The organism is Streptomyces sp. NPDC001220 (assembly GCF_053597895.1).
In genome coordinates, this window is the sequence record NZ_JBSFJE010000049.1 from 1 (window position 1) to 3,013 (window position 3,013).

At 73.4% G+C, this 3,013-nt stretch carries 1 protein-coding gene; it reads right to left on the reverse strand.

From position 1 onward, the window contains the following. Positions 1 to 3,013: AMP-binding protein (locus tag ACWDGI_RS43525; RefSeq protein WP_450768594.1), on the reverse strand; the 3,013-nt coding region annotated here is incomplete at both ends.

The following is a 3,013-nucleotide window of genomic DNA, read 5'->3' on the forward strand; positions in this document are numbered from 1 at the left end:
CCGACGTACAACTCGCCCGCGACCCCGACCGGCACCGGCTCCAGCGCCGCATCCAGCACATACGTCCGCATGTTCGGCAACGGCCGGCCGATCGGGACGACCTCGCGCCCCACCGGTTCCCGCACCGGAAAGACAGTGGAGCCCACCGACGCCTCCGTCGGACCGTACTCGTTGACCAGCCGTCCGGGGCCGAGGATTCCCAGCGACCGGTCGGCGGTGGTGCCGGGCAGCGCCTCGCCGGCGACCACCGTCACCGCGGAGAGTTCGTCCGCCTGCTCGGTGGTGAGCTGTGCGGCGAGCAGCTCCAGGTGTCCGGGCGTCAGCTTCACGAAGCTGTAGGGCGCGCCGGCCAGCAGCGCACGGCCCAGCTCCGCGGGCGCCGCGTCCTGTGCCACCGTGAACACCCGCTGCCCGGTGACCAGCGGTCCCCACAGGTTCGGGACGACCAGGTCGAAGGCGACCGAGGAGAACAGCGGAGCACCGCCCGTGCCCCGGGAGGCCAGCTCGCGCGCCGCCCACGCCACATGGTTCGCCAGGCCCCGGTGAGGAACCTCCACGCCCTTGGGGACGCCCGTCGAACCGGAGGTGAAGACGACGTACGCCAGCCCGTCCGGGTCATCCGGGCGCACCGGCGCCGTCGCCGGCAGGGCGCTGACGTCCTCGTCGGCGAGCAGCACCGTGACACCACGGAACCGGTCCGCGTACGCCTCGGCCGTGACCGCCAGCCGGGCGCCCGAGGTCTCCACGAGTGAGGCGACGCGCTCCGCGGGATAGGCCGGGTCGACCGGCACGTACGCTCCACCCGCCTTCCACACCGCGAGCAGGGTCGCGATCAGGGCGGGACCCCGGTCCAGCTGGACCGCGACCCGGGTCTCCGCGCCGACACCCCGGGCCCGCAGGGCGTGGGCGAGCCGGTTGGCCCGGGCGTCCAGCTCCGCGTACGTCAGGGTCTCGGCGCCGAGGGTCACGGCCGGGGCGCCCGGGACACGGGCGGCCTGCTCCTCGAACCGCTGGAGCACGGAGGCGGACCCTTGCTCGCAGGCCGTGTCGTTCCACTCCGCCAACTGCCGCTCGCGCTCCTCGGCCGGCAGCGGCGCGATGCGGGCGTCGCCCGCGGGGTCCTGCGCCATCGCGGACAGCACCGCCGCGTACAGGGCGGTCAGCCGGTCCGTGTTCGCGCGGGACAGGGCGTGGGTGTGCGTGGTCAGCAGGAGGTATCCGGAGACCGCCGACACCGCGAGGTCGAACTCGGTCGCGCCCTCGGCGGAGCTGCCGCCGACGTCGACCCGTTCGGTGTCGACGTGGTCGAAGTCCTGGTAGCTGAAGCGGACGTCGAGCAGGCGCTCAGCCCCGGCGTCGCGCTGGATCGCGGGCATCGGGTAGCGGCGGTGTTCCCACATGCCCGCCTCGTGGGCGAAGACCTCGCGTACGAGGTCCTCCCAGGTGCGGTCGCGGTCCGCGTCGAAGGCGAACGGCAGGGTGTTGAGGTACATGCCGTAGACCCGGTCGGCGCCCGGTGCCTCGGGGCGGGCGCTGAAGACGAGGCCCGAGTGGAAGTGTCTCTCCTCGGTGAGCAGGCTCAGCACCTTCAGGTGCGCGGCGAGCAGCACGCTCTTGACCGAGACCCGGGCCCGTGCCGCCAGGGCGCGCAGCCCCGGCTCGAACTCCCGCAGCTCCACCGCGGACCGGTACCGCTCGCGCCCGGCGGTGCGGTCGCCGGCCCAGGCGGCCGGCAGGCGGAAGCGCGCGTACCCGCCGGTGATCCCCGTCCAGTACGCCCGGTCCCGCTCGGACTCCAGGGAGCGCAGCTCGGCGGCGACGAAGTCCGCGTACCGCACGGGGGACGTGGGCGGCGAGGGGGGCTCTCCGCCCACGCGCAGGCTTCGGTACGCGTCGAGCAGTTCCATGAGCAGGGCCCGGTGGCTCCAGCCCTCGGTGACGGCATGGCAGACGGTCACGCCGAGCCGCCAGCCGGCGTCCTCGATGTGCGCGGTCATCCGCAGCAGCGGCGCCTGCTCCAGGTCGAACAGGTCGGCGCGCTCCCGGACGAGGAACTCCTCGACGGCGCCGCGCCGCCCGGCCTCGTCCAGACCCCGCAGGTCCTGGACGGTCACCGGGATCGCGGCTTCGGCGTGCACCACCTGCAGCGGCCCGCTGTAGCCCTCCAGGTGGAGGGAGGTCCGCAGCATCTCGTGCCGGGCCGCGATCACCCGGGCGGCGGCGTGCAGCGCCTCGGCCGAGAACGGCTCCGGCTCCGTGATCCGGAACGACGACACGTTGTGGTACGCGTGCTTGGTGTCGTCGGCCAGCATCTCCAGGACCATGCCGAGCTGCACCTGGGTCAGCGGATAGGCGTCCACCGCGTCTTCCGGCAGCCGTTCCCGGTCCTCGGCCGCGATCAGTGCGAACCGTTCGACGGGCGTGTCGACCTCCGTGCGGGCGGGCCGCCCGGTGAGGAACTCGCTGAGCTCGGCGACCGTGCGGTGCTCGAAGACATCGCGCACGCCGACGTCGTACCCGGCCGAACGCAGCGCCCCGACGAGGGCGACGGCGCGGATCGAGTGTCCGCCGATCTCGAAGAAGCCGTCCTCGACGCCGACTCGCTCCAGGCCCAGCACCTGGGCCCACACCTCGGCGATCCGCTCCTCGGTCACCGTGCGCGGGGCGATGTATCCGTCCGCCGTCTCCTCGCCGGCCTCCGGGACGGGCAGGGCGCGGCGGTCGACCTTGCCGTTGGCGTTGAGCGGTAGCGCCTCCAGGGCGACCAGGGCCGCGGGCACCATGTAGTCGGGCAGGCGGTCGGCCAGGTGCGCACGGACCGTGTTCGCGGACGCCTCGGCCGGCGCGTAGTACCCGGTCAGCTCGCCTTCGTGGGTCGTCACGAACGCCTCGCGGACGGCGGGGTGTTCGGTCAACAGGGTCTGGATCTCCCCGAGTTCGACCCGATAGCCGCGGATCTTGACCTGGTCGTCGATCCGCCCCAGGAACTCGATGTTCCCGTCCGGAAGCTGCC